This window comes from bacterium (genome assembly GCA_021372515.1).
Taxonomy (GTDB): Bacteria; Gemmatimonadota; Glassbacteria; order GWA2-58-10; family GWA2-58-10; genus JAJFUG01.
In genome coordinates this window covers 1-6,539 of the sequence record JAJFUG010000187.1, presented here as the reverse complement: position 1 = coordinate 6,539, position 6,539 = coordinate 1, and the positions used below count along the sequence as shown (strand labels likewise).

At 68.5% G+C, this 6,539-nt stretch carries 4 protein-coding genes; all 4 read left to right on the top strand.

Annotated features, from left to right (window positions below; translation table 11 throughout):
- The coding region (locus LLH00_17135) for a hypothetical protein (protein ID MCE5273005.1) at positions 1–1,476 on the top strand (1,476 nt) is incomplete at its 5' end.
- A 212-nt stretch (positions 1,477–1,688) separates the two neighbouring features.
- On the top strand, positions 1,689–2,942 hold the full coding sequence (locus LLH00_17130) for an L-rhamnose isomerase (GenBank protein ID MCE5273004.1): 1,254 nt from the start codon (positions 1,689–1,691) through the stop codon (positions 2,940–2,942).
- Between the two features lie 46 nt (positions 2,943–2,988).
- On the top strand, positions 2,989–4,659 hold the full coding sequence (locus LLH00_17125) for a ribulokinase (GenBank protein ID MCE5273003.1): 1,671 nt from the start codon (positions 2,989–2,991) through the stop codon (positions 4,657–4,659).
- A gap of 497 nt (positions 4,660–5,156) precedes the next feature.
- Positions 5,157–6,539, top strand: a 1,383-nt coding sequence (locus tag LLH00_17120) for a fucose isomerase (GenBank protein ID MCE5273002.1), incomplete at its 3' end; no start/stop codon positions are given.

The window sequence follows — 6,539 nt, the reverse complement described above, 5'->3', positions numbered from 1 at the left end:
GGCGCGCCCACTCCGGTGGCCGAGCTGAACGGTCTTAAATACAACGCAGTGTCGGAGCAATTCGCTTGGTACGAGGCGTTGATCGCGGCCCTGCCCGCCGGGCTGCGCCGCGTCTGCCGGGTGATCGCCCCCGCGGCGCGGGGGGCCTCGGCGGCGCTGGTTGGGCGGGACGGCTCCCTGTGTGAGGAGCCGGGGCAGGGAGTGGCCCTCTCCTACGGCCAGGCCTACCCCGAGAGCGTGGAGGCGAAGTTTCGTGAGATTGCCGGGAGCGCGGATGATTTCTTCCGCCAGACCGGCTCGGTGCGCGATTACCCGGGCAGCCTGACCCTGCTCAAGCGCCTGCTGTTCGAGCGAATGGTCCGTCCGCAGGCCCTTGCCCGCGCCGAGTGTTTCGCTGCCTGGGGCGTGCTGATCGGCGGCCATTTCCTGGGCCCGGACTACCGGGCCGCCGTGCGCGCATCCGGCAACGAGCACAGCTACTGGATGTGCCACAGCGGGGCGCGGGATGTCACCGCAGCGCCGGGTACGCCCAGTGCGGCGGCGCGGAAAATCGGGGCTTTCGGCCGTCTGGTGCCGGAAGCCGCAGCCGTGGCCTACTGTCCCCTGGGACAGGCGCCCGCGGCCCAGGCCTCGCGCCTGGGGCTTCCTGGCAATGTGCTGGTCACCCCAGGCGGTCATGACACCTGCCTGTCTCATCTTCCCCTGAATGCGGCGCTCGGCGCCTCCGGCGGGGCGATCCACCTGGAGGCGGGCAGTTGGACCATGGCCGCCCTGGCCGGGGCCGCCACAACCCTGCCCGCGGATGGCTGGCGTCGCGGGCTGATCGTGCAGGGCACGCTGGACGGTGCGCCGGTGGTGACCTCGATGTACGGCGGCGGGCGTGATTTCCGCTGGCTGGAGAGTCTATTCGGCGCGGGGGCTTTCGGCGACTGCGGGGAAGAGGCCGCCGCGGCCCTGGAGCGCGTGCTGCTGGCCCGGCACTGCTTTGTCCTGCCCGGCACAGCCCCCGAAAACCGTGGCACCGGGCCGTTCCCATCCCTGGCCGGCCGGATCGTGAACCGCGGGGCGTTCCTGGCGGATGCCGCCGGGGCCCACGCCCTGGCGAGCCTCGCCACCGCCCTGACCGCGCTGCACCAGGTACGGATGCTGTGTCCGGCGGCGGACACGCCGCTGGTCCTGACCGGTGGCGGCTCGCGTGACCCGCACCTGGGGATTATCCTGGCGAGCCTGGCCGGACGCCCGGTCTACAGCCTGCAGGGCCACCGCGGCGAGGCGCTGAGCGAGACCACCACCCTGGGCGCGGCCCTGGTGGGCAAAGCCGCCTGTCTGGGCGTGCACCCGCACAGCCTGTGTCCGCCCGGGCTGTCTCTCAGCCGATTCGAGCCGCTGCCCGCCCGGCTGGAGACAGCGGCGCAGGAGTACCGCGGCCTTTGGGAGCGGGAGTTGGAGCGCGCCCTGGCGGAGTCGGCTGACTGAATGACAGCTTGCACGGGCCGTAGGCAGCCGCAGGGGCGGCATACATACCGCCCGATTAATTGGAATCCCCCCTTGGCCCCTCTTTTTCAAATGGAGAGATGGGCAGCCTGGTTTCCGGCGTACGGCGGTCCGGGCCAAATTGAAGGACAAACGATTCAATAAAAATCTCTTCGATATTCAGTCAGGGCTACAAAAGAATCAGGAGCTACGGAATGAGTCATTCACTGGATCAGTTGCGGATCAAGGGCCTGGAGTACCTGAAGGCCTGCTTTGGTGAGGTGGCCGTGGAACGGGCCGTGGAGCAGACCGCGCTGCTGGAGGTGGAGGTGCCGGCGTGGCAGTTCTGGGCCGGGTTCGGCGGCGGCGGACGGTTCGAGGGCGCGGGCGGAGGAGGAGCGGCGCGCAACATGGACGAGATCGCGGCGGATGCCGCGGTGGTGCACGGCCTCACCCGCTCCACGCCCGCGGTGGGCGTGCATGTGCTCTGGTCGCTAAGCGCGGATGGGCTGAACGGCGATTTCGAGGTGGCGCGCAAGGTGGCAGACCTGCTAAAAGCCCACGGCCTGCGCCTGGGCTCGATCAACCCGACCTATTTCCTGGCCGGCAGCGGGGACGGCAGCCTGAGCACGCGGGATGACTCCTCGCGCGAGCGCTTCATCGAGCAGACTGTCCTGGCCGCGCGGATCGCCGTCGAGCTGGCCGGGGGCGTGGTAAGCCTGTGGTTCCCGGACGGGACCAACTACCCCGGCCAGCGCGGCCTGGGCGAGAAAGTGCGCCTTCTGGCCGACTCCCTGGCCGAGGTCTGGGGCCGCACCCCGCAGCCGGTGCGCGACAAGCTGGACCGCGTGTTGATCGAGTACAAGGTGTTCGAGCCCGGCACCTACAGCACCAGCGTGCCCGACTGGGGGGTCTCGCGCGAGCTGACCCGCATCTTCGGCGACAAGGGCGCGGTGCTGATCGACCTGGGCCACCATCACCACGGCACCAATGTGGAGCAGATCGTGGCGACCCTGATCGCTTTCGGCGTGCGCGGCGGGTTCCATTTCAACACGCGCTACGCGGCGGATGACGACCACTCGGTGGAGGCGAACTACGAGCTGGCCCGGATTTTCAGCGAGCTGGTTACCGGCGGCGTGGTGCTGAACGCGGACCCGGGTCGTAACTGGAGCCTGGCCCTGGACCAGATGGCCCGCGCCGAGGCGCGCATTCCCTCGGTGCTCAAGTCGCTGGATGCGCTCAAGCGCTCGTTCGCCCGGGCGCTGCTTCTGGACACCGAAGCCCTGGCCGCGGCCCGCCGCAACCCCGACCCCCTAACGGCCAATGTCGAGTACGAGCGCGCCCTTCTGCACGCCGACACGGCCCCGGTCGTGATGGAGGCCTACCACCGTCAGGGCCTGCACCCCTGCCCGCTCGCGGCCTACCGCGAGAGCGGCGTACAGGAAAAGCTGGAGCGTGAGCGCGCCTGAACTGGACAATTTCCGACCCGGATCAATTTCAGACGTGAGGTGCGAAATGGAGAGAAACCTGGTGCTCGGCATAGATTTCGGCACGGATTCAGTGCGTGCGCTGCTGGTGGACGCCTCGGACGGGGCCGAGCGGGCGACCGCTGTGGCCCGTTTCGAGCGCTGGAGCCAGGGCCGCTACTGCGATTCCTCCCGCAACCAGTTCCGTCAGCATCCCCTTGACCATATCGAGGCCCTGACCGCCAGCGTGCGCGGGGCCCTGGAGCGCGCCCCCCACGGCGCGGCCAGTCTGGTGTGCGGACTGGCCGTGGACACCACCGGCAGCACCCCGGGGCCGCTGGACCGCAAGGGCATGCCCCTGGCCTTGCACCCCAAGTTCAAAGACAACCCCAACGCCATGTTCATCCTCTGGAAAGACCACACCGCGGTGGCCGAAGCCGAGGAAATCAACGACCTGGCCCGCTCCTGGGGCGGAGTGGATTTCACGATGTACTCGGGCGGGGTGTACAGCTCGGAGTGGTTCTGGTCCAAGATCCTGCACGTGCTGCGCTCCGACCCTGAGGTGGCCGCGGCGGCCTGGACCTGGATGGAGAACTGTGACTGGATCCCGGCCCTGCTCTGCGGGCTGGATGACCCGCGGCAGGTGAAACGCAGCCGCTGCGCCGCCGGGCACAAGGCGATGTGGCACGCCTCGTTCGACGGGCTGCCGTCCGAGACGTTCCTCGCCCGGCTCGACCCGCGCCTGGAGGGTCTGCGCCCGCGCCTTTACAGCGAGACTTTCACCTCGGACAAGCTGGCCGGGCATCTCTGCCCGGAATGGGCCGCGCGTCTGGGCCTTCCCGCCGGCCTGCCCGTGGCCGTGGGGGCGTTCGACGCACACATGGGTGCGGTGGGCGCGGGCATCCGTCCCTACATCCTGACCAAGGTTATCGGCACCTCGACCTGCGATATCCTGGTGGCGCCGCACGAGGGCCTGGAGGGCAAGCTGGTGCGGGGTATCTGCGGCCAGGTGGACGGCTCGGTGATACCGGGCCAGCTCGGCCTGGAGGCCGGGCAGTCGGCGTTCGGGGATGTGTTCGCCTGGCTGCGCTCGCTGCTTCTGTGGCCGCTCAGCCACGTGCCCGAGGTGCCGCAGAAAACCGAAAGCCTGGAGCGCGCCCTGCGCGAGGGCATCTACGCCGCCCTGACCGAGGGCGCCGAGAGACTCGCCCCCGGCTCCAGCGGCATCCTGGCCCTGGACTGGCTGAACGGCCGCCGCACCCCGTTCGCCGACCAGCGCCTGCGCGGGGCGATCACCGGCCTGACCCTGGGCAGCACGGCCCCGGCGATTTTCCGCGCCCTGGTCGAGTCCACCGCGTTCGGGGCGCGCAAGATCGTGGAGCGTTTCGCGCAGGAGGGTGTGCCGATTCAGGGGGTCATAGCCCTGGGCGGCGTGGCCCGTCAGAACCCCTTCGCCATGCAGGTGCTGGCCGATGTGTTCGGCTGCCGGATCGGGGTGTCGGCATGCGACCAGGCCTGCGCCCTGGGGGCGGCCATGTTCGCCGCGGTGGCGGCCGGGCTCTACCCGGATGTATCCTCGGCCCAGGCCGCGATGGATGCCGGGTTCGAGCGCGAGTACCTGCCGGATGCCGGACGGAAAGCCATCTACGACCGCCTTTACGCGGACTACAACCGTCTGGGCGCTTTCGTCGAGGAGCAGACCCGCGGCGTGGCCGAGTAGAGGGGGTGCCTGAATTCTCCTCTCATTTTTGAGCCAAGGGTGGGAAGTCCGGATGGTTAGTGATTAGGTTGGATGCCCGTGCTTTCCCCCGGAAGCGGCCCACAGGGCCGCTCGGGGGCCGTATGTTTGAGCCTCACCACGGGAGCGGAGTAGACGCCCCGTGCACACCGAAGCCGCGGGTAGCCTCGCGGCCGGGCGGGCGATTCGCGGCAGCGCCGCCCGGCGCTGAAGGCAGCGTGAAAGATCCCCATGCACACCGGAGGCAATAAATCAGCCGATGCTGGGGCGAGTTTACGGCCCCCCAATGGTTTCTGGTTCTCTTGACCGTAACCAAGAGAACGAAAATGCCTTTAGGGGCATGCGATGCCGTGCCCCTGTAAAAGGCTGCGATATATCCCGCCCCTACGATAACGCCGGGACTTGCTGAATAGGCCTTGGGTTGTGCGCTTTCATTTCTGCTTGGGTTGTGACCTGAGATGGAAACACCGGAGGAAAAGATGAACAATATCCCGGAAGTCAAAATCGGCCTGCTGGCGGTGAGCCGCGACTGTTTCCCCAGGGAGCTTTCGGAGCGCCGCCGCGGGCGCGTGGCGGCCGAATGCCGCAAGCTCGGACTGGATGTGCTGGAATGCTCCACCGTGCTGGAGGGCGAGAAAGACCTGGCCACAGCCGAGGCCGAGCTGCGTGACAAGGGGGCCAACGCCCTGGTGATCTACCTGGGCAATTTCGGGCCGGAAGGGCCGCTCAGCCTTCTGGCGCAGCGGTTCGACGGGCCGGTGATGCTCGTGGCCGCGGCCGAGCAGATGGCGGACGGTCTGGTGGAGGGCCGCGGGGACGCCTACTGCGGGCTGCTCAACGCCTCCTACAACTGCGGCCTGCGCGGCCTGCGGGTGCATATCCCCGAGTCCCCTGTGGCCACCCCCGCCGAGGCGGCCAGGCGGATCGGCGAGTTTGTCCCGGTGGCCCGCGTGGTGCTGGGGGTGAGGGCCCTCAAGATCATGAGCTTCGGGCCGCGGCCTCAGGATTTCCTGGCCTGCAACGCACCGGTCAAGCCGCTCTACGACCTGGGCGTGGAGGTGATGGAAAACAGTGAGCTGGACCTCTACGACATCTACTGTCAGGCCGAGGGCTACCCGGCCACCGCTGCAGTGATGAAAGACATGGAGCGCGAGCTGGGCGGCGGCCAGGACCGCACCCTGCTTGAGCGTCTGGCCCGCCTGGAGCTGGCCCTGACCGGTTTCTGCGAGCGGAACCTGGGGGCAAGCCGTTACGCGGTGTTCGCCAACAAGTGCTGGCCCTCGTTCGAGAAATACTTCGGCTGCGTGCCCTGCTACGTGAACAGCCGTCTGGCCGCCCGCGGCATGCCGGTGGCCTGCGAGGTGGACCTCTACGGCGCGCTCAGCCAGTACATGGCCACGGTGGCCTCCGGTTCGCCCGCCACGCTGCTCGATATCAACAACAGCGTGCCGCGCGAGATGTACGAGAAAGCCGGCCCGGTGGTGGCCGACTACCGCGCGGATGACCTGTTCATGGGCTTCCACTGCGGCAACACGCCGGCGGTCTGCATGACCGGTTTCTGCCTCAAGCACCAGCTGATCATGCACCGTCTGATGGAACCGGGGCGGGAGCCGGATATCACCCGCGGCACCCTGGAGGGCGCGCTCCGTCCGGGGCCGGTCACTATTTTCCGCCTGCAGGGCGCGGCGGATTGCAGCCTGGGGGCCTACGCCGCCCAGGGCGAGGTGCTGGAGATGGACCCGCAGTCGTTCGGTGGGATAGGGGTGATCGCGGTGCCGCAGATGGCGCGCTTCTACCGTCACGTGCTGATCGGCGGTCATTTCCCGCACCACACGGCGGTGGCGTTCAGCCACGCGGGCCGG